15 protein-coding genes are annotated in these 19641 nt (G+C 59.6%); 3 read left to right on the forward strand and 12 right to left on the reverse strand.

Translation table 11 applies throughout. From position 1 onward, the window contains the following. The 7 genes from AC0V6L_RS06620 to AC0V6L_RS06650 all read right to left on the reverse strand — a co-directional run bounded on the left by AC0V6L_RS06620 (position 1) and on the right by AC0V6L_RS06650 (position 7470). A complete protein-coding gene (locus tag AC0V6L_RS06620; protein ID WP_486153528.1) occupies positions 1 to 1092 on the reverse strand; it encodes a glutathione S-transferase family protein in 1092 nt (363 codons plus the stop codon). A 65-nt stretch (positions 1093 to 1157) separates the two neighbouring features. Then, positions 1158 to 2669 (reverse strand): sensor histidine kinase, encoded by a 1512-nt coding sequence (locus tag AC0V6L_RS06625; RefSeq protein ID WP_486153529.1) that lies wholly within the window; start codon positions 2667 to 2669, stop codon positions 1158 to 1160. A 10-nt stretch (positions 2670 to 2679) separates the two neighbouring features. Further along, complete coding sequence (locus AC0V6L_RS06630; RefSeq protein ID WP_486153530.1) at positions 2680 to 3423, reverse strand: response regulator; 744 nt, start codon at positions 3421 to 3423, stop codon at positions 2680 to 2682. Between the two features lie 157 nt (positions 3424 to 3580). After that, complete coding sequence (locus tag AC0V6L_RS06635) at positions 3581 to 4312, reverse strand: EF-hand domain-containing protein (RefSeq protein WP_486153531.1); 732 nt, start codon at positions 4310 to 4312, stop codon at positions 3581 to 3583. Positions 4313 to 4676: 364 nt separating this feature from the next. Further along, a complete protein-coding gene (locus AC0V6L_RS06640) occupies positions 4677 to 5090 on the reverse strand; it encodes a cupin (RefSeq protein WP_486153532.1) in 414 nt (137 codons plus the stop codon). Next, entirely contained in the window at positions 5087 to 5485 is a 399-nt protein-coding gene (locus AC0V6L_RS06645) for a VOC family protein (protein ID WP_486153533.1), read from the reverse strand. Before AC0V6L_RS06645 ends, AC0V6L_RS06640 begins: the two co-directional genes overlap by 4 nt. A gap of 170 nt (positions 5486 to 5655) precedes the next feature. After that, a complete protein-coding gene (locus AC0V6L_RS06650; protein WP_486153534.1) occupies positions 5656 to 7470 on the reverse strand; it encodes an aminopeptidase P family protein in 1815 nt (604 codons plus the stop codon). A gap of 110 nt (positions 7471 to 7580) precedes the next feature. Between AC0V6L_RS06650 and AC0V6L_RS06655 the strand changes: the two genes are divergently transcribed. Both AC0V6L_RS06655 and AC0V6L_RS06660 read left to right on the forward strand, forming a co-directional pair. After that, positions 7581 to 9809 carry a S9 family peptidase gene (locus tag AC0V6L_RS06655; protein ID WP_486153535.1) on the forward strand — a complete coding sequence of 743 codons (2229 nt, stop codon included), beginning with the start codon at positions 7581 to 7583 and terminating at the stop codon, positions 9807 to 9809. Beyond that, a complete protein-coding gene (locus AC0V6L_RS06660; protein WP_486149430.1) occupies positions 9806 to 10213 on the forward strand; it encodes an acyl-CoA thioesterase in 408 nt (135 codons plus the stop codon). The genes AC0V6L_RS06655 and AC0V6L_RS06660 overlap by 4 nt, the downstream gene beginning before the upstream one ends. Positions 10214 to 10224: 11 nt before the next feature. Here the strand turns inward: AC0V6L_RS06660 and AC0V6L_RS06665 are convergent, their stop codons facing one another. Then, positions 10225 to 11823, reverse strand: coding sequence for a sensor domain-containing diguanylate cyclase (locus tag AC0V6L_RS06665; protein ID WP_486153536.1), 1599 nt, complete (start codon positions 11821 to 11823; stop codon positions 10225 to 10227). 343 nt (positions 11824 to 12166) lie between these two features. Here AC0V6L_RS06665 and AC0V6L_RS06670 point away from each other — a divergent pair, with 343 nt between their 5' ends. Further along, the gene (locus tag AC0V6L_RS06670; RefSeq protein WP_486153537.1) at positions 12167 to 13273 is read left to right on the forward strand and encodes a substrate-binding domain-containing protein; all 1107 of its coding nucleotides are present in this window, start codon (positions 12167 to 12169) and stop codon (positions 13271 to 13273) included. Positions 13274 to 13297: 24 nt separating this feature from the next. Here the strand turns inward: AC0V6L_RS06670 and AC0V6L_RS06675 are convergent, their stop codons facing one another. The 4 genes from AC0V6L_RS06675 to AC0V6L_RS06690 form a co-directional block, all read right to left on the reverse strand. Beyond that, positions 13298 to 14224, reverse strand: a complete 927-nt coding sequence (locus AC0V6L_RS06675) for a sugar-transfer associated ATP-grasp domain-containing protein (protein ID WP_486153538.1) — start codon at positions 14222 to 14224, stop codon at positions 13298 to 13300. A 10-nt stretch (positions 14225 to 14234) separates the two neighbouring features. Continuing rightward, on the reverse strand, positions 14235 to 15383 hold the full coding sequence (locus AC0V6L_RS06680; RefSeq protein ID WP_486153539.1) for a 7TM domain-containing protein: 1149 nt from the start codon (positions 15381 to 15383) through the stop codon (positions 14235 to 14237). After that, positions 15373 to 16515 carry a hypothetical protein gene (locus tag AC0V6L_RS06685; protein WP_486153540.1) on the reverse strand — a complete coding sequence of 381 codons (1143 nt, stop codon included), beginning with the start codon at positions 16513 to 16515 and terminating at the stop codon, positions 15373 to 15375. The genes AC0V6L_RS06680 and AC0V6L_RS06685 overlap by 11 nt, the downstream gene beginning before the upstream one ends. 662 nt (positions 16516 to 17177) lie before the next feature. Further along, positions 17178 to 19568, reverse strand: a complete 2391-nt coding sequence (locus AC0V6L_RS06690) for an FtsK/SpoIIIE family DNA translocase (RefSeq protein WP_486155067.1) — start codon at positions 19566 to 19568, stop codon at positions 17178 to 17180. Positions 19569 to 19641 lie beyond the last annotated feature (73 nt).

Here is a 19641-nt window from a genome sequence, read left to right on the forward strand (position 1 = left end):
CTAGGCCTGATCCGCCACGCCAAGCGTGTGGTTTTCATAGGTCAGGCGCACGGGCATTTCAAAAGCGATAAGATCATCGCCGCCGCATGCGCGCAGCATTGCCTCGCACCGTGCGCGCTCATCCCCGGATAGCGAGCCAAGATAATCCAGCGCGCGCTGGAGCATCCACAGCCCAAAGGGAAGCGCTGCGCGCTCGCCGGTTACGCCTTCTATGGTGAAAGATGTCATGCCCAGTGCGCGGGGCAATTCGCCGCGCGGGTTCGCGCTTGCCCAATCCCCCAGCATCGCGGCGGTTTTCGCAAGATAGGGCAATTGCTCCGCCATCATCCGGCGCAGCACATTCATCATTGGATCAGGCACCGCGTCCCCTTCCAGAAAATCGCCGGATAGCGGCGTGGGCGCGATCATTCGCTCCACCCACCTGGCAACCTCCGGCGCAAGGCGGCGCATCATTTCGCCGCTTTTGGGATCGCGATAATTGTGCGCGTAAAGCGGGCCGATAAGGCCATAATCGCCAATGCTTGGCCGGGTGCCAAACAGGAACGGGCACTGCGCAAAATGGGTGTTGAGATCGCCCAGCAGCGTTTCATAAGATCGCTCAATCGCAGGGATCGTGACAGGATTGATCCCGAGCATCGGGACAAACCCTTTGAACATCGCGCCGCGCGCTTTTCCGGCGGCATATTGTTCTTCCCGTGCAGCACCGGGCAGAGCGGTCTTGCCGAACTCTGCGTAAATCCATTCCTCATTATAGTGCCAGCGGTAATGCATGGCCGGGATCACCAGCCATTCATCGCCAAATGTTTCCAGCAGCAAAGCGGCAAGTTTCTGGCGAGGCGTAGCAGGATAGACCGATGGCCCCGGCACAGCCGCTTCGAAATGGTCAATGATGAGGCTTGTGTCTTGCAGCAAAGCGCCATCATCCAGCTCAACCACCGGGATTATCTGGCGGCCAATGGCGGGCACGATATCTGATTGAAACCGCGCATCTGATGGCAGTTTTTCGGTGTAATCCACGCCTTTCCAATCGAGATAAGCGCGCGCTTTTCCGGAAAACAGCGACGGGGGCGCGCCGTAAAGTGTAACGCTCATGCTTGTCTCTCCGACTTAAATGGGTGTGCAGGCTTCACGCTCTTTTGGCCGCACGGTCTTGATGTTCAAAGCGGCAGATGGAGTTCGGCGCGCAGGCCTGTCCGGTTACTCGCTCCGTTTGCATCACTCACATCGCTCAAATCGCTCAGATTGGACAACACCAATTTCCCGCCATGCTGATCCGCGATGGCGCGCGCCAGCGTCAGGCCCAGCCCTGTGCCGCCGGTTGCGCGGTTGCGCGATGCCTCGCCGCGCACAAAGGGTTCGAGCATGGCGGCGATGTTTTCTTTCGGGATACCCGGCCCGTAATCTTCGACGCGCAAAACCGCGTGCCCGTCTGCTTTGAACACAGTGACATCGGCCCGCTCACCATAACGCACCGCATTGGCAATCAGATTGCGCAGCGCGCGCTTTGCCCAGGTGACATGCAGCGGGGCGACCAGACGGGGTTGATCGGTGCGTGGTTGATCGGCAATCGAAACCGGCTCGTCCAAATCTTCAAACTCCTCCACCACGCTGGTGGCAAGCGCGCTCACATCGGTGGCTTCTGGCGCAGGCGCGCCGTGCCCGATCCGCGCGAGCGATAAGATGTCATCGAGCGTTGCGGTGATATCCTCGATCGATTGCGCCATGCGGGTGCGCTGGCAATCATCGGGCACGCTTTCAATCCGCACTCTGAGCGCTGCCAGAGGCGTTTTGAGATCGTGGCCAATCGCGCCCAGCATGACGTCTTTTTCATCAAGCAAAGCGGCCACGCGCGCTTCCATGGCGTTGTGCGCCGCGATCAATCGGCGCGTGTCGGACGGTCCGGTTTCCGCCAGTTTCACCGCGCGGTCAGGGTGAGCGGAAAAATCGCTCACGCGCCTCGTCAGCTGCGCCAAAGGCCGGGTGATCCGCCTGAGCACTGCGTATAACAGCGCCACCAGCACCGCAAAAATCACCAGCGTTTGAAACGCGATGACAAACGGACCTTGCCCGGAGCGTTTGGGCTCAGCCACGCGCACGGTCAGCCATCCGGGCGCATCTGCACGCTCTATCGCGGCGACAAGTATGCGGCGATTTTCCCAATCGGGCTGACGGGCGCTCAGGCGCGGGCGGCGATCCATCATGCGCTGGACGAACGGATCTGCTCCCGCCAATCGCTGCGTTACGGCAATGCTGCCAACGGTTACACCCTGCCCTTCCAGCACACCGCGCAAGGCGGTTTCATAATCGGCAAGACGCGGTTCGCCTGCAGATATCGCCAGCCTATCGCTGCGCTCCACTCGCATCGCGAAAGGCCGGCCAGGGGGCCTTGCTCCGGGAGGAGGCGTTCGCTGCGCATCCCTGCCGCCTGCACGATCGCGCCTGCCATCGCGGTTTCGCCCAGCTCGCCGGTCCTGCTGCTCGCTTGCTTCCTCGGTTCGCGCAAGTGCGCCGATCACCCGGAAAGCGAGCGAATTGACAAGCGCTGCATCGCGGCGCTGCTCGGATGCCTGATACAGCAGGACAGCCGAAATGATCTGCGCCGCCAGCAGCCCAATGGCGAGCACCGTCATCACTTGGCCTAAAAGGCTGGAGGGAAGGAGGCGTTTCACCGCAGCCAGCTCAGCCCCGATCCTCAGCCGGCGCGCGCGTCACGCTGGCGGCGAAGCGGTATCCCCCGCCGCGCACGGTCTGGATGAAATGCGGGTTGCGGCTGTCGGTCTCGATCTTGCGGCGCAGGCGGCTCACCTGATTATCGACCGCGCGGTCAAACAGATGCGCGGTGCGCCCCTGCACCCGGTCAAGCAGCATGTCGCGATCCAGCACGCTGCGCGGGCTATCAAGAAAGACGCGCAGCAGGCGAAATTCAGCCGTTGAAATGGGGACCGTGACACCGCCGGGGTCGGTCAATTTGCGTTTCAGGGGATCAAGCTGCCAGCCTTCGAACAGGTAATGCCAATCCTCGGCCTCTTGCTGGGGTGATGGCGCGCGCGCGGCGCGGCGCAAAACCGTGCGAATGCGCGCGACCAATTCGCGCGGTTCGAACGGTTTGGTGATGTAATCATCCGCGCCCAGTTCAAGCCCGACGATCCGGTCAGTTGCTTCTGCGCGCGCGGTCAAAAAGATGACGGGCAATTTTTGCGTTTCGACCAGATGGCGGCAGAATGACAATCCATCTTCGCCCGGCATCATAATATCGAGCAGCACGATATCGGGCGTGTTGCCGGCCAGATGCGCGCGCGCCGCCGCTGCGCTTTCCATTTGGGTCACGGCAAAGCCTTGCCCTGTTAGGTAATCGGCAAGCGGTTCGCGCAAGGTCGCTTCGTCATCGACAAGCAGAACGCGGGTTTGGGCGGTTTCAGTCATAATCCATCAGTGATCGGTGTGGGGAGCATTTGATAGCGCAGGTTTCATGGAAGGCGCGGGCCCGCCTGGCAAGGTTTACCGGGTGTACAAAAAGGGTGATCCGTCCGCGCGGGGGAGAGACGCGCGGCCGGATCGGTTCGCCATTTAGCGGGCGTGATTACTGGGCGCTTTGGCGATCGCTGCCCCGATCACCCCGAGGGCCGCCGCGCCGTTCGCCGTCGCCGCGCGCTTTGCGTTCAGCTTTGCGCGCTTCGCGGGCGGCGGCGTGCTCTTCGGCTGTGACTGTGCCGGAATTGTCGGCATCGAGGCGGGCAAAGCGGGCTTCGACAGAGGCATCGAATTCAGCGCGCGAAATGGCTTTATCGCCATTGGTGTCCGCGCGGGCCAGCATGCGCATGGCGCGATCCCCGCGCCCGCCGCGCCGGCCTTTGCGTGCTTCGCCTTTGCCGCCGCGTTTGTCACCGCGCGCTTCTTGTGCGGCCATCATTTCCGCTTCGCTGATCCCGCCAGAGCCGTCCTGATCGAGTCGTGCAAATCGGCTGGCGCGCCGTTCGGCATTGGTTTCGGCGCGCTGCGCTTTGCGATTTTCGCGGGCGGCAGTCATTTCTTCAAGGGTCAGTTCGCCATTGCCGTCGGTGTCAGCAGCGGCAAAGCGTTCTGAGCGTTTGGCTTTGCGGTCTTCCATATTGAGCACGCCATCATTGTTCGCGTCAAGTTTGGCAAAGCGTTCATCGCTGTGCGCTTTGGCTTCGGCCAGAGTGATCGCGCCGTCGCTGTTGCTATCGGCTTTCATCATGCCGCGATCGCCAGCTTGGTTAGCAGCGAGGGCAATGGTTGCGCCGCCCAGCATCAAGGCAGAAGCGGCCAGAGTGATTGTCATCTTACGCATAATATTTCCTTACAGGTGTTCATGTTCATCAAGAGAGCTGCGGCAAAAATCGCGACCGGAAAGCGATCAGGCGTGGCGCCCCAAGGGGGAGGGCAAATCAGCCTTTGGATCGCAGGAGGGGAGCGATACCAGAAGCGTTCTTACCGCAGCTCATGACAAGTGTTCTACACAGCCTGTGTCGCACAATTATGCCGCGCGCGGGCAATTGTGTCGCAGATTGTATCAGGCAGGCAGCCGCGTTCACACAGGCGCAAGGGTTGGGCTGGCCCAGACTGCAGGAGGTGGTCGGCAGGCGGCAGAGGGCGGGTAGGGCAGCGGGCAGGGCGTTCGCGGTGCGCGGGCCGCTTTGAATAGCGGAGGCGGGTCAGCGCGGGCGGTGCTGTGTGCCTTCGCCTGCGGTGATAAAGATCGCGGTCGCTTCGCTTTCGACATCGGCGGTGTGCCATACGCCGGGGGGATTGATCGCATATTCGCCCGCTTCAAGCGCGGTTTTGAGATGCGCACCATCGGCGCTTTCCTGAATAAGCGTCATCGCGCCTGCTGTGCAGATCACTACTTCGCTGCCGGCAGGGTGCATTTCCCACACATCCCAATCTTCCGCGAAGGTGTATTGCGACACCAGCCGCCCTTCGGCCCCGTCATCGCCGTGCCGCGCGCCGTATCCTTCATACCAATCCATTCCGGTAAAAGGCGGCTGGGCAATGGCGGTTGCACCCAGCCCCAAATGCAGGAAATTATCGCTTAGCTTGTGCGCGCCTGTCCCGGTAAAGCCCGTCATGATGAGCTGGCCGCGTCAGGTGGGACCATGCAGAACACGTTCAATTTGTTGCCATCGGGATCGCGGAAATAGCCTGCGTAAAAGCCATCATCGCCGCGCGGACCCGGCGCGCCTTCGTCGCTGCCGCCTTGGGCGATGGCCACGTCATAGACCTCTTTCACTTTATCAGGGTCTGCCACCATAAGAGCCGCCATCACGCCATTGCCGACGCTGGCGGGTTCATCATTGAACGGCTTTGTCGCCGCAATGCCCGCCGTGCCATCTTCAAAATTGCCCCAGGCGATAAATTCGCCCTCTTCCATCATGCGGCCATAGCCCATGGCGCCTGCAACAGCGTCGTAAAACGCAGCGGCGCGGGGCAAGTCATTGGTTCCCAAAGTAACATAGCCGATCATCTGTAATCCTCCCTGTGGTTTGCGACTCGCAATAAAGGAACATTACAGGAACATCAGCATGGGTGCAATTGTGTTATGGTTCAGACCTCCCACCCGGCCCGTCCACCAATGGAACCTATCAGGATTTGGTGGACGGGCGGGGAGGCGGGGTGGGAGGTCTGATAAACTTATCAAAGCGGGGCGGTTTCCCGCTCTACCCAGGCGCGGTCATCGCCGTCCAATTGCGGGACCAGCAAATCGCGCACCTGGCGGTGGTAATCATCCACCCAGGCGATCTCGCTGTCTGTCAAAAGGGCTTTATCGATCAGGCGGCGATCCAGCGGCACGAATGTGAGCGTGTCAAAGCCAAGATAGCGGCCCTCTGCCCCCTCAATGTCGCGCTCTACTGTCAGAACAAGGTTCTCGATCCGGATGCCGAACGCGTCCGGCTTGTAATAGCCCGGTTCGTTCGAGCAGATCATGCCTGCGTGCAATTCCTGCGATGTGCCCGCCTGACCGCCGGATGGTTTGGCGATGCGCTGCGGCCCTTCGTGAACGCCCAGAAAGCTGCCGACGCCGTGGCCGGTGCCATGCGCGTAATCGACGCCTGCTTCCCACAGATATTGCCGCGCTAGAATATCGAGCTGCCCGCCATTGGTCCCCTGGGGGAACCGCGCGCAGGCGATCTGGATATGCCCTTTTAGAACGCGGGTGTTGCGGTCTTTCATTTCGGGCGTGGGGGCAGAGCCGCCGGGCGTATCAATCCACACGGTGCGGGTGATATCGGTCGTGCCTGCGGGATATTGGCCGCCCGAATCCACCAGATAAATAGAGCCGGGAGGGATGGGGATATTGCTGTCCTCATCCACTTTGTAATGCGGCAGCGCGGCGTGGCCTGCGGCTGCGGAGATGGTGTCGAAGGATGTATCGCGCAGATCGCCATGTTCGCGGCGGAACCCTTCGAGCTTTGCCGCGGCTGCCAGTTCGTCGATATCGCCTGATGGCGCGGTTTCCTCAAGCCAGCGCAGGAACCGCGCAACCGCTGCCCCATCGCGCGCCTGCGCATCGCGGTGGCCGGCGATTTCGGCCTCGTTCTTGATCGCTTTGGCCAGCACGGTCGGGTCTTGTTTGAGCGCAACTTTCGCGCCCGCCGCTTTAAGGCCCTGCGCAATCGCTGCCACGCCGTAATCGGGATCCACGCTCACCGATTTGCCCGCAAGGTCTGCAAGCGCGCTCTGGAATGCGCTGCGCGGCTTGATCTCGACCGCATTGCCCAGATGCTGAGTGAGTTCAGGCGTCACTTTTTCCGGAGCGATGTAAAGCTGCGCGCGGCCATCTTTATGCGCGATCACATAGGACAAGGCGACAGGCGTATGCGCGACATCCTGCCCGCGCATATTGAGCAGCCATGCAATGGAATCGAGCGCCGGGATCACCACCGCATCATGCCCCTCGCGCGCCAGCCAATCGGCAATCGCGGCGCGTTTCTCCGCCGAAGACTGCCCCGCCAGATCATTTTCATGCACGAAAGCCTGCGCATCAGATGGCGCGGGCTGATCGGCCCACACTGCGTCGAGCGGATTGGTGTCAGCTGGCACCAGCTCAATCCCGTCTTTGCCCAAAGCGCGCTCCAGCCCGCTTGCCCATTGGGCGGTGTGCAGCCAGGGATCGTAAGCGATTTTTTCGCCGCTTTGCGCGACCTCTTTCAGCCAGCCTGCCAAAGTATCGCCGGGCACGCTGCGATAATCGAACAGATTGCCATCCACCTGGTCGCGCACTTGCACCGTATAGCGCCCATCGACGAAAATCGCGGCATGGGTCAGCGTGACCGCGGCAAAGCCAGCTGATCCGCCAAAACCTGTCAGCCATTCCAGCCGCTGCGCGTATTCGCCGACATATTCGCTCATATGCTCATCCGAAATGGGAATGACAAAGCCTGCCAAATCGCGCTTTTTCAGCTCTTCGCGAAGAGCTTTCAATCGGGCTTCGTGGGTTTGCATCAACATATGATCGATCCTTGACTTGCGGTGCGCGGCAATCGGGTTACACGGCGCATATACGCTTACCATTGCGCGCTTTCCAGCGCTGTCCATCCTGACCCTAAGGATTGCTTCTGATGAAAACCGCCATTCCTGCCCTACTTATCGCCTCAGCCGCGCTGGCCCTTGCGCCTGCGCTTGCCGCCAACAACACCACTCAAGAGGATATGCCCAGCGTGACCACGCCATCTGATGCCATCCCGACATCCCCGCCCACTGCCGAAAAGCGCGAGCACAGCTATTCCCACCACGGCATCACAATCAGCGATCCGTATGACTGGCTGTATGACAAAAGCTATCCCACGATCGATGACGAAGACGTGCTCGATTACGTCAAGGCTGAGAACGCCTGGTTCGAAGCGCAAATGGGCGAACGCGAGGCCGCGACAGAGGCGCTGTTCACCGAAATGCGCGCGCGGATCAAGGAAGATGACAGCACGGTGCCCCAGCGGCGCGGCGATTACCTTTACTGGTCCGAATTTGACGAAGGCGAGCAATATCGCAAACATTACCGCAAACCAGTGGGCGCAGCTGCGGATGCGGCTGGCACGCTGATCCTCGATGAAAACGCGCTGGCCGGCGATCTGGAATATTTCCGCCTCGGCGCGGTTGCGATCAGCAAAAATGGCCGGTTCATGGCCTATTCGACCGACACCAATGGGTCAGAGCGTTACACTGCCGTTATCAAGGATTTGGAAACGGGCGAAATGCTCGCCGATGAAATTCCGAACCTGCGCGGCGGGCTGACATGGGTGATGAATGACACAGCGCTCGTCTATGGCCCATCGACCGAGCAATGGCGCACATTGGAAGCCAAATTGCACGTGATCGGCACTAGCCTTGAAGAGGATGTGACGCTTTACAAAGAAGAGGACCAAAGCTTCGGCGTGGGCGCAGGGCTTACCGCGCAGGAAGACTATCTCATCATTGCCACAGGCGATAATGAAACAAGCGAAGTGCGGTTTGTGCCCGCTGACAATCCAACCGCAGCGCCCGTTCTGGTGAAGGCGCGCCAGAAAGGCACCGAATACAGCGTCGATATTCGCGATGGCGAATTGTGGGTGCACACCAATGACGATCACATCAATTTCCGCCTGGCCAAAGCGCCGCTGGATGCGCCGGGCGAATGGGAAACGGTGATTGCGGGATCGAATGAATTTTACCTCACCGATTTTGACCTGTTCAAAGGGTTTTTCACCACCGAAGGGCGGCTGAACGGTCTCGATCAGATCCAGCTGCGCCAATATGATGCGCCGCTATCGGTAGCGCCGATTGCCTTTCCCGAAGCGAGTTATAACGCAGGCCTGTCGAACAATCCCGAATATGATCAAACCGCGCTGCGCCTGACTTATGAAAGCATGGTCACGCCTGACACTGTCTATGATTATGATGTCGCATCGGGCAATCTGACAAAGCTGAAACAGCAGGAAATCCCAAGCGGATATGACGCCAGCCTGTATGTGACCGAGCGGCTGGAAATAGAAGCGCGCGATGGCACAATGGTGCCTGTCAGCGTGGTCTATCGCAAAGACCGCGACCAGTTGAACGGCGGAGAGGGCGGCCCGCTGCATCTTTATGCTTATGGCGCTTATGGCTATGCGGTTCCGCCCGGTTTTTCGACCACGCGGTTGAGCCTGGTTGATCGCGGCTTTGCCTATGCGATTGCCCATATCCGGGGCGGCGATGATCTGGGCCGGCGCTGGTACCTGCAAGGCAAGCTGAATGAACGCACCAACACGTTTAACGATTTTGTCGATGTCGGACGCGGCCTGATCGCCAAGGGATACACCGAGGAAGGCAAAGTCACCGCGAGCGGCGGATCGGCTGGCGGCGAATTGATGGGCGCAATCGTCAATCAAGACCCCGCGCAATATGGCGCAATTGTTGCCCATGTGCCGTTTGTCGATGTGCTGAATACCATGCTCAACAAAGACCTGCCGCTGACACCGGGCGAATGGCAGGAATGGGGCAATCCGATTACCGACAAACAGGCCTTTGCCTATATCCTGTCCTATTCGCCCTATGATCAGGTCAAAGCGCAGGATTATCCGCCCATGCTGGTCACCGCCGGTTTGAATGATCCGCGCGTCACCTATTGGGAGCCTGCCAAATGGGTGGCCAAGCTGCGCGATACCAAAACCGACGATAATATCCTGCTGCTCAAAACCAATATGGGCGCAGGGCACGGCGGCAAATCGGGGCGGTGGAATTCGCTTTATGAAACGGCTGAGGAATTCAACTTTATCCTGTGGCAGATGGGGATGGGCGATACCGTTGAGACAGATAGAGAGCCAGCGTCCGAGTGAGCGAGGCGGCGCGTTTCACCAAAACCTTCGTGGCTGAGCCTCATCATATTGATGAGCTTGGCCATGTTAACAACACGGTGTGGGCGGGATGGATACAGGATATCGCCACCGCGCATTGGGATGCCGCCGCGCGCCCGCAAGATCACGAACAGTTTTTCTGGGTCGTGATCCGGCACGAGATTGATTATCGCGGCAATATCGCCAGCGGGCAAAGCGCGCTGGGTTCAACGTGGATCCCGGACGGGGCGCGGGGCGCAAAATCTGTGCGGTTTGCCGAGTTCACGGATGAGGCCGGCAAAGTGCTGGTGTCTGCGCAGACCACATGGGCAATGCTCGACAAGGAAAGCCAGCGGCTGGCGCGGGTGCGGCCAGAGGTTTTGGAGCCGTTTCGAAGCGAAAAGTGAGGACCGGCGGCTTACGCTGCGCGGATCAGCGGCCTGCGGGCAGGCGGGGCATGATCGAACACGGTGAGTTTTTCATAACACATCCGGTTTCGCCCGCTTTCCTTGGCCTGATACATCATCGCATCCGCGCGCCCGTATAGATCGGCGAAATTGGTCACATTGCCGCCCATTTTGGGCAGCACGATCACGCCCATGCTGGCAGTGACGGGCCGGTCCAAACCCGGCACCGCTGCGGCGATGCGCATGGAAATGCTTTGGCGCAAAGCTTCCGCGCGTTGCAGCGCGCCGCGCCCGCGCAGCAGGACGATAAATTCCTCGCCGCCCATGCGCACGCCGATGGCGCTGCGGTTGTCATTGCCGCGCAGCGCATTGCCCACCGCAACCAGCACATCATCCCCAATCCTGTGGCCAAACTGGTCATTGATGTCCTTGAAGTGGTCAAGATCAACCAGAGCAAAGGTGTGAAAACCGGCGGCGTGCAATTTCTCAAACCGCGCATCAACCGCGCGGCGATTGAGCAATCCGGTTAGCGGATCGCGTTCTGACAGATGTTCCAGCGTCTCTGCCTCTGCCACGGCCTCATCGCGTTCGCGTTTGATCGCCAGGAACCGGTCGGCGACAGCCAGCGACATGATGATGACTTCAAAACCTGTTGCCAGATACATCGCCTGATCGAGCGATGATGGCCCTTCATAAACGCCCAGCCCGCGCATCGTGCGCTCTATCGCGGCGAGCATGATGGGAAGCCATGCCGCAGCGGTGAAACGCGCAACGCGGCTGCCTTTCATCAGCGCTTTGACCACCGCAAAGGTGTAGATGATGATGGATGGCAGGAAGGCAAAGAAGAACAATCGGTCATCAAACGGGTGCAGGAATGCGAACTGGAACGAACACATTCCTGCAACGCTCAGAGTGAACATGGCCGTGCCAATGGTCAGACGCTTCATCAGAGGCGATTGGATGCCGTCTTCAAGGAATTCGGCCAGAAACCACGCGGCAATGGCCGATCCGGCGGTCCATGATAAAGGCGCGGCAATGGCAAGCACCGTAAGCGGCAATGTGGCAAAAACCGAAATCAGCCCGCCTGCAAACAGCACATAGCCCATCATCGCGATGACAAGCGCGGCGTGCAGCATCACGAATTTTTCGCGCAGCACAATGTAAAAGCTCACATCGAACAATAATGGCAAAAGCAGCATGCCGACGATCATGGCAAGCAGCATCACTTCGAATTGCGACCAATCGCCATTTTCAGGCAACGCGCTCAGCCGCGCTTCGGTGAGGAGCGGGATGGAATGCGGGCGTTCTATCCGCACCAAAATGGCGGCGGTGTCCGAAGTGATCTCGGGCAGATCGAGCTGAAACACCGGACCTGCGGCAAAGGGCTTGCCGTCCTTTTCGGTGTAGCTGGCCGTGCGCATTGCTCCATCTGCGTCAATCGCGGCAAATGAAATGCTGCCAAAGCGCGCGGTTCGGGTGAAAAAGTAGCGCGGGCGGGCTTTATCCTGCCAGTCGCTTGCCTCAAATTTCAGCCATCCAACCGGCACATTGGCGCGCCAGACCTTGTTTTCGCACTGCCAGACCGAGGGATTCTCTATCGAATCGCGCATTTCGGCGAAATTGGCGGTGTTACCTGAGGTGGAAATACAGGCAGGCGCGGCGTTTTTAACCGGTCCATTGCTCGCGAATGCTGGCGCGCTCCCTAAAGAACTCGCAAGTATCGCGATGAATCCAAATAAAAATTGTAAAATAACCCTGCCCATATCGAGCTTTACTAGGGGAAGCTCTTATGATGATGTTAAATTTGTTTACAAGTGCGACCAGACAGCCGCCGGGTTACACTCTTTTCACTCGCACCCGGTCGCGGCGCTATGGTGGGGCAAGCGCCTGCGCGCAGAGCCTTCACCGTGGGCGCGTCATTCAGTTGTCACAGACACCATTTAGCGCCCCGTCATGACTAACACCCACCCAGATACGAAACCCATGCGCCTTTTACTGGCGGGATGCGCCGGGATGGCGGCGCTTTTGCTGTCTGGCTGCGATGCGGGCGGTTCGGGAGTGCGCGATTCCATCCGGGCGGTGGGATCATCAACGGTCTATCCCTTTGCCAAACAAGTCGCGGAAAGCTTCTCGCGCTCCAACACCGATTACAAATCGCCGCTGATCGAATCCACCGGGTCAGGCAATGGCATCCAGCTGTTTTGCAAAGGGCTTGGCGCGGACAAGCCTGATATGGTCAACGCATCGCGCCGGATGAAAGTCAGCGAATTTGACAAATGCGCCGCCAATGGCGTGAAAGACATCATCGAATTGCAAGTCGGCCTTGATGGCATCGCGTTTGCCTCGGCCTCGGGCGGCATCATGCTCAACCTGTCGCCGCGCACCGTGTATGAGGCGCTGGCGGCGCGGCCTTATGGCCAGGAACAAACCGCCAAGACCTGGGCCGATGTCGACCCGTCGCTGCCTGATGAGCCGATCCTGGTTTACGGCCCGCCCAGCACATCGGGCACGCGCGATGCGCTCAAAGAATTGGTGCTGGAAGCCGGGTGCGACACCAATCCGGCGATGGAGGCTTTGAAAAGCCAAGATAAAGACCGCCACCAGCAGGTCTGCACCGAAGTGCGCAGCGATGGCGCTTATGTTGATCAGGGCGAGCAGGACAATCTGATCGTCCAGAAAATCGAAGGCAATCCGCGCTCTGTCGGCGTGTTCGGCTTTTCCTATCTCGATGAAAATGCCGACAAGGTGCAGGGCCTGCCAATGAACGGGGTGGACCCGACTTATGAGAATATCTCAAACTTTGCCTATCCCGGCGCGCGGCCTTTATATGTCTATGTGAAAAAAGCGCATATGCGCGCTATTCCCGGCCTTGATCTGTATCTGGCTGAATGGGTCAAAAACTGGACAGCCGATGGCCCGCTGGCAGCCATTGGTCTGGTCGCATCCCCGGCTGATGAAATGGCTTTGAACGAACGCCGCGTGCGCGAGCAATTGACACTGACCCGCAGCGACCTGACCGGCGAAAGCGCGGCTGAGCCCGCAATTGCGGCGGCGCAGTAATCGCGTCCCTTACCGAAGACGCCCCTACCGGAAATCCTCGCCCACGGCGGCCATTTGCGCTTTCAGGCCAAGCTGGCAGATGTTCTGAATTTCAATGCCGGGATGCGCGTTCACTTCGATAATCAGCGGCCCGTCATTCTTATCGAGCACAATGTCTGACCCGCTATAGCCCAGCCCAATCGCTGGCCCGCATTTGCTCGCAAGTTCCAACACCCGGTCCCATCCGGGCACCTGATACCCGATCAATCGCGTGCCCGTATCGGGATGATGCGTGATCGCCTCGCCCTGCACCAGAGCGCGCGTAATCTGGCCCGTTTCCAGCGACACGCCTGCGCCAATGGCGCGCTGGTGCAGATTGGCTTTGCCATCAGAAGCATTGGTGGGCAGCCGCAGCATCGCCATCAGCGGTTCATCATGCAGGCAGATAACGCGCAGATCGGGCAATCCTTCGGGCACCAGATCGGCAAGACTGGGATCAGCGATAATCAGCGGTTCGATCAGCGCAGCATCCTCGCTGGCTGTGTCGCCGGAAAAGCCGCCATCCACCACTTTTTGGATGTGGTGCATCACATCGGTCTCAGTCAGCGGCGTGCCAGACCCTTTATACCAGACATCGCCTTCGCGCCTGACAGCCAGCAAAATACCGTCCCCCTGCGATCCGCGCGCGGGTTTGATTGCCCAGGCATCGGGCATGTCGCGCGTGGGTTTGAACGCGTTCAGTTTCTGGTGATCGTCTATCACCGCGATGGTGCCGGTGCATGATATACCCGCCGCTTCCAACGCCACTTTGGCTGCAACCTTGTCGCGCGCGCGTTCGATTGCGCTGCGCGGATTGTATTTCGCGATCAGCGCATTGCGCATATTGATGCCGAGGATTTCCTCAATCGGATTGACCGGCGACGGCCTGAGCGCTGCGAGCGCGTCGGTTGATGCTCGTTTACGGCGAAACATTGAAAACATCTCAGACGTCCTCCTGCGAACGGATAATCCAGGCGTTGTAAACGGGCGGCTTTCCAGATGCGTCTAAGCGAGGCTCGAACTGAGCCTCGCTATTGGGTGTGACCTGATGGTCGTCATCTGCCTGTTCGTGCCCCGCTTTGTGCCTAGCTGTGTGCTTTTTGCGGCGCGCGGCTGCGGCTGCGGCTGCCGGTTCAGGCTCAATGGGCTGAGGCACTCGCCTTCGCCTGCCCGGTTCCAGATCGGCGGACGAACTGATGACCCACATCCCTTCGATGGGCGGCGCACGCTCGCGCGCTTCTTCCTGCGTTGGAAAGACAAACTCCATTTCAAACTGATCGGGGTTCGCAGCGTTGCGCGCGACCCTTCGCCGTTCCAGCCAGATCGGCATGAAACGGTGAATTTCCATCACTCGCAGTCCGCGATACCGCCCAAGGATCGCAATCGCGACGCCGGTTAGCGCGGGCATCAAAAGCGGCGACCATTCAATCAGCGCAAGCGCAAAGTGCGACACCATCACAAACTGGATGACGACCGAAATCATGAATGTGCTGAACGCCTGTTTGGCCGCTTCTGTGGGCCCATCTTTTTCCCATTGCCGCCACCAGCGTTCCACCACCAGCGCGCAGACAATAACCGGGAAGGCATCGACCTGAAGATTGGTATCCAGAATGATCTGCAAAGCGACCAGAACCAGCACAATCAGCGATATAAGCACGCCCAAAAAGCCGACACGCGTCATGCGCAGTTTGAGCAAGGCCGGCGTCACCAGCATGCCCGCCAGCACTGATGATCCCAGCACAACCGGACCCATGACAGGGCCGATCTGAAGGAATGCCAGCGCGATCAGCATGGGCGTGAACAGGCCAAAGGCTTTAAGCCCGATAAAGCTGCGCGCCAGCACCACCAGAAACGCGCCCAGTGGCAGCACCATCAGCAGGTTGGATGGTTTCAGACCCCAGATCGCCTGACTGGTCGCCTGATCCCCGAACGAGGATGGCATGGCGACAAAACTGCCCGTGTTGAACAATCCGGCCACCACCAGGGCAAGCAGCACAAAGGCCACCGCGCCCCCAATATAGATGGGGCGGCGAACCTGGGGCGTGGCTCTGGACCACGCCAGTTTGAGCCGGGCGCGAAAGCTAGAAAGCATACCCCACCGAGAGTGTCAGGCGGTATCCCTCGCGCTCTCGCGTCATCAGGTTGCTGCTTGAAAAGATGTATTTTGCTTCGGCTTCGACGCGCAGGCGGCCGGGCCAGTAATGCACTTCAATTTCGGGCGCGATCAGCGTGTCAGAACGCCTTTCGGCATCGCTGCCAAGCCGGTTGTCGAACCGGGTTTTGAGCACTTCGATAGCCGGGCGAACGCGCAGGTCCGGCGTGATGGGCTGGGTGTAGGACGCTTTGGCTGATTGCCGCTCATATCCCCGGCGCGGATCATCGGAATCGATGTTTTCGGCGCGCAGATCGAAAGTGGCATAGTGATACCGGCCAAAGCGGCGGCGATATTGCGCATCAACCCGCAGGCCGGAGCCATCGGTTTGGGCCGCCGGGCCATTGTCATATTCGCGCATCCGCCAGCTGGCACGCACCTGCACGCGGTGTTTGCGATCCTTTTGATATCGCACGCGAACAGAGCCTTGAAGCTCATCTGTATCGGCTGATTCGGCGGTAACCAGATCATCGGAGTAGCGCGCGCGGGCCTGAACCTGCCAATTGTCGTCCAGATCCTGCTCGAACAAAGCGGTCAGACGGTCGCGATTGGTGTTGCGGCGATCATCATCCAGCCGGATCACTTCGATCCTGTCAGCCTCAACGCGAAAGCGCGAATTGCTGTCTTCGTAATCGAGACCAACCTGTGCGCGCACCGTGAAGGCATCGCCATTAACGATAAACTGATCATCGCGCGTGGCGGTTTGCGCGCTGACCGCGCCCAATTCGATGCGGGCATCAGGATCGAGCCGCCAGCCTGTGTCCTGGGCAGAGGCAGATGAGGGCGCGATGAGAGCGGTTATGAGGGCGGTTATGAGGGCTGCTGTGACGGCTGCTGTGAGGGCGGGCCGGGGGGCTGCGATGCGGGCTGCGGTGCGGAGGGCTGATGGGGCCGGCGTTGCAGGGGCCGCAAAAAGGGCAGCTGCGGGTGCCGCTTTAGTGCGCGCGGCGGACAAGAGCCTCCGAGTGGCGGCGGTGAAGGCAGCCGAGAGGGCGGCCAGACATGCGGCGCATAGATTTGCAAGTAGGTTAAAGGCGCGGTGCGATGGCACAGTTTTAATCCCCCAGGTCATATGCGGGAAATACCTAGAGGGCGTTTAGAAAGTGCTAACTCTAACTGTTAGTTACATTGCCTGCCAAACAAGCACGGGCCGGGCATCAGGGGCGATCTCCGGGTTGAGCCGGGGGGTGAGCCTTGGGGCTGGCCTGCTGGCTGACCAAGAATCGACAAAGGGACGGCCACGGGGCCGAGCACGGATCGACGAAGAGCCGACCACAAGGCTGACCACGAAGCTGACCACTCGCGAACCACGGGCGAACCACGGGCCTGACCAAGGGGCCGACTACGAGGTTGACCGCGCGAGCCATCCCCCAGAGCCTTCCCCCGAGCCGCCCCGGACCGACTTTATGGCCGCATCCGTCTGCCACCAGCCTTCCTCCAGCCCAATACGAGCCTTCCGCCAGCCTTATTCAGCGCGCACGAGCTGGCTGTTTTGTTAAGGAATGCGGAAATAGTGGGGAGTTTATCGCCGATATGGTGATACTGAAAACAGCATATAACCAAAAGGCGGCTTTCTCACGCAAGAATTATTCCAATGTAGGAAATTTAGCTGCGCGGCGCGGGCAAGGTAAAGGCGTGCTCCCCCACACTCAAACACCCATCCTCCAGAATGTACTTCGTCAACCAAACCCGCTTTGAAACAGGATCGCGAGCGCTGATTTTTCGCAAGCCGGATCAGATAGGATTGCCATCCTGATCACGGAAAATCTCGCGCCGCCCAACATGGTTCGCAGGCCCCACCAGACCTTCCGATTCCATCCGCTCAATCCACTTGGCAGCGGTGTTGTAACCCACGCCCATTTGCCGCTGAAGCCAGGAGCCTGAAGCTTTCTGGTTCTCCACCACGATCTGGCAGGCCTGGCGATATTTGCGCTCATCAGGATTGTCCGAAGCGGTCAGATCATCCTCGAAAGTCAGCCCGCCGCCATCCTCGGGTTCCTCGGTGACCGCATCAACATAATCCGGTGTTCCCTGCGCCCGCCAGAAATCGGCAACCGCTTCCACTTCCTCATCCGACACAAACGGACAATGCACCCGGACCGTCGCCCCGGTGTTCGGTTTGTAAAGCATATCGCCCTTGCCCAGCAATTGCTCCGCGCCCTGTTCGCCCAGGATGGTACGGCTGTCGATCCGGCTCGTGACTTTGAAACTGATCCGAGTGGGCAGGTTGGCTTTGATAACCCCGGTGATGACATCAACCGACGGGCGCTGCGTTGCCATGATGAGGTGGATGCCAGCGGCGCGCGATTTCTGGCTGAGGCGCTGGATCAGCACTTCGATTTCCTTGCCCACCGTCACCATCAAATCGGCCAGTTCATCGACGATCAGCACAATCTGCGGCAGCGGTTCATAATCGAGCTGTTCTTCTTCAAACAATTGTTCACCCGTGTCAGGATCAAAGCCTGTCTGCACCCGGCGGCCGAGCGGCTTGCCCTTGGCAATCGCGGCGCGCACTTTGTCGTTGAAGCCGTTGATGTTGCGCGATCCGACAGACGACATCATTCGGTAACGCTTCTCCATCTCCTCCACCGCCCATTTCAACGCGCGAACCGATTTGTGCGGCTCTGTCACCACAGGCGAAAGCAGATGCGGGATATGGTCGTAACTGGCCAGTTCGAGGACTTTGGGATCGATCAGGATCATCCGGCATTCGGCGGGGGTAAAGTGGTAGAGCAGGCTGAGGATGATGCAGTTCAGCCCCACCGATTTGCCCGACCCCGTGGTCCCCGCCACCAGTAAGTGCGGCATAGCGGCCAGGTCGGCGATAATTGGTTCGCCTGCGATATCCTTGCCCAGAATGATCGGCAGATTGCCTTTCGCCTCAGCAAAGGCGGCGCAAGCGGCGAGCTCTTTTAAGAGGACCATCTGGCGGTCCGCATTGGGCAGTTCAATTCCCATGACAGTCTTGCCGGGAATGGGCGACACGCGTGCGGAAATCGCGCTCATATTGCGAGCGATGTCTTCGGCCAGGCCCACAACCCGGCTGGCTTTGATCCCCGGCGCTGGCTCAAGCTCATACATGGTCACCACGGGGCCAGTGCGCACAGCGGTGATCTCGCCTTTGACGTTGAAATCATCGAGCACGTTTTCGAGCAGCCGGGCATTGCGTTCGAGCGCCAGCTTATCCAGTTTCGGCACCGCATCGGTGGATGGATTGGTGAGAAGGTCGAGGCTCGGCAGGTCGTAGGTTGCGAACATGTCGCGCTGGGTTGCTTTGGTCGGCGCGGCGCGTTTGGGCGGCGCTGTCGGGTCGCTGATTTCAGGGGCACGGCGCTGTTCGGGCATATCGAGAACAGCCGGCGTAGTGGCCCTTTCAGGAAGCTCACGTTCCTGCGGTTCGTCTGCAAATCCTTGAGGATCATTCACCAACTCCGGCTCGCTTCCCAGCCATGGCAAGCGCGATGCCACCGCACCGCCCACCGCGCTGCTCGCGATGAATTGCGGAACGGTAAGCAGCGCTCGCCAGTCAATCGCGAAAATCCGGGTTAGCAATCCGACACTGACCGCAAGGAATACCAAAGCGATGAGCAAAATGACCCAACCCGACGCGGCCGCGCCGAACAGTCCGCCCACTCCTTCGACCAGGCTAGCCCCCAGAAGTCCGCTAATCCCGCCCACTTGAGCAGGCATATTGCCGCCTGGCCCTGCAAAGGCGAGCGTCAGCACTGTTGCGATCAGCACCATCGCCAGTAGCAACAGGCCAGCAGGCAGCCACCAGCGAGTTGTTTCAGGCTCATCGCCATTTTCCACGTCACGCCACAGCTTCATTGCAGAGACATATAACAGCGGCAGCAACAGATAAGCGGGCAGGCCAAACACGAACAACACGCGGTCAGCGGCATAGGCACCCCACGATCCCATCCAGTTGCCAACGCTTTCGGCGGAAGCCGCTGTTGAGGGGCTGGGATCGGTCTGCGTGTAAGTCACCAGCGATACGGCCAGAAATCCCATGGCGACAAACAGCACAATTGCGCCGGTAATCTGCGCGGTGCGCCGAAGCGAGCGGCGCAGTCCAGCGCGCCATTCGGCGGTAGATTTTCGAGTGTGCACTGCGCGGCTGGCCATCATAATGTTCCTAGGGAAGAAGGGGCGGAACACACCATGAATCCTGCGCTCAACCGGGTCAAGGGCAGTGCGG

The organism is Erythrobacter sp. JB1-15 (genome assembly GCF_057365035.1).

What these genes read in the sequence shown, in the direction of transcription:
- AC0V6L_RS06635 (WP_486153531.1), bottom strand. Translation starts at nt 4,312, where the DNA reads ATGCGTAAGATGACAATCACTCTGGCCGCTTCTGCCTTGATGCTGGGC.
- AC0V6L_RS06680 (WP_486153539.1), bottom strand. Translation starts at nt 15,383, where the DNA reads ATGCTTTCTAGCTTTCGCGCCCGGCTCAAACTGGCGTGGTCCAGAGCC.
- AC0V6L_RS06645 (WP_486153533.1), bottom strand. Translation starts at nt 5,485, where the DNA reads ATGATCGGCTATGTTACTTTGGGAACCAATGACTTGCCCCGCGCCGCT.
- AC0V6L_RS06655 (WP_486153535.1), top strand. Translation starts at nt 7,581, where the DNA reads ATGAAAACCGCCATTCCTGCCCTACTTATCGCCTCAGCCGCGCTGGCC.
- AC0V6L_RS06640 (WP_486153532.1), bottom strand. Translation starts at nt 5,090, where the DNA reads ATGACGGGCTTTACCGGGACAGGCGCGCACAAGCTAAGCGATAATTTC.
- AC0V6L_RS06685 (WP_486153540.1), bottom strand. Translation starts at nt 16,515, where the DNA reads ATGACCTGGGGGATTAAAACTGTGCCATCGCACCGCGCCTTTAACCTA.
- AC0V6L_RS06690 (WP_486155067.1), bottom strand. Translation starts at nt 19,568, where the DNA reads ATGGCCAGCCGCGCAGTGCACACTCGAAAATCTACCGCCGAATGGCGC.
- AC0V6L_RS06620 (WP_486153528.1), bottom strand. Translation starts at nt 1,092, where the DNA reads ATGAGCGTTACACTTTACGGCGCGCCCCCGTCGCTGTTTTCCGGAAAA.
- AC0V6L_RS06630 (WP_486153530.1), bottom strand. Translation starts at nt 3,423, where the DNA reads ATGACTGAAACCGCCCAAACCCGCGTTCTGCTTGTCGATGACGAAGCG.
- AC0V6L_RS06665 (WP_486153536.1), bottom strand. Translation starts at nt 11,823, where the DNA reads ATGCGCGATTCGATAGAGAATCCCTCGGTCTGGCAGTGCGAAAACAAG.
- AC0V6L_RS06650 (WP_486153534.1), bottom strand. Translation starts at nt 7,470, where the DNA reads ATGTTGATGCAAACCCACGAAGCCCGATTGAAAGCTCTTCGCGAAGAG.
- AC0V6L_RS06670 (WP_486153537.1), top strand. Translation starts at nt 12,167, where the DNA reads ATGACTAACACCCACCCAGATACGAAACCCATGCGCCTTTTACTGGCG.
- AC0V6L_RS06675 (WP_486153538.1), bottom strand. Translation starts at nt 14,224, where the DNA reads ATGTTTCGCCGTAAACGAGCATCAACCGACGCGCTCGCAGCGCTCAGG.